Origin of the sequence: Protofrankia sp. Cr1, assembly GCF_963555865.1 — a bacterium.
Taxonomy (GTDB): Bacteria; Actinomycetota; Actinomycetes; order Frankiales; family Frankiaceae; genus Protofrankia.
This window is the reverse complement of record NZ_CAUVXO010000023.1, coordinates 1-614: the sequence shown is the minus strand read 5'-3', so window position 1 is coordinate 614 and position 614 is coordinate 1. Positions and strand designations below refer to the sequence as shown.

Sequence of the window (614 nt, the reverse complement as noted above, 5' to 3'; positions counted from 1 at the left end):
AGGCTTCGGCGGGCGCGTCCGGTGAAGTCTGGGCCTCTCGTCGCATCTCGGGCCCTCCGCGGGTGGGAGCCTGTCGACGCCCCTGCGACGCTGATTCGCCGCCACGGCTGTGCTGGGCTACATAGGTGCCCACGCCGATCGCCGCTGCGATCGGCCACTCAACGACCTCCGCCACGGCAAGCGCACCCAGGCCGAGGTAGAAGGCGGTCTGGGCTGGTGATGGCAGCCTGACCGGACCCACCTTCATGCTCGTACCCGGAGCGCGGGGCACCTCAAGGCGGGCCGTCGCGAACGGTGTCCGCAGCGTCGCCGTGTGCGGGCGTCCCGCTTCGCGTTGCCCTGCGTCGCGGGCGTGACCGTTGTCGACATTTTGATCGTCACGCTCCTCCCTGGCTGCCGCGGCGGTGGTGCCGTTGTCCCGTGCCGTGTCCTGTGACTGGTCGTCTGTCCTGCTAGGCATCGGACCTCCTTTCCGTTATGTGTTCATCCTCCCGCAGGGGAACCACAGGTAAACGGGAGATCTCAAAATCGAAACCTCCACCTTTCTTTGAGGCAAATTTTTTACTTTCCGTCAAGTTTGCATCACTTTTTGAATCAATCTTTTGCTCGCGATT

At 63.5% G+C, this 614-nt stretch carries 1 protein-coding gene; it reads right to left on the bottom strand.

Going from position 1 to position 614, the window contains the following annotated elements; translation table 11 throughout:
* Positions 1–460, bottom strand: a 460-nt coding sequence (locus tag U9980_RS04110) for a hypothetical protein (RefSeq protein WP_322766749.1), incomplete at its 3' end; no start/stop codon positions are given.
* Positions 461–614 lie beyond the last annotated feature (154 nt).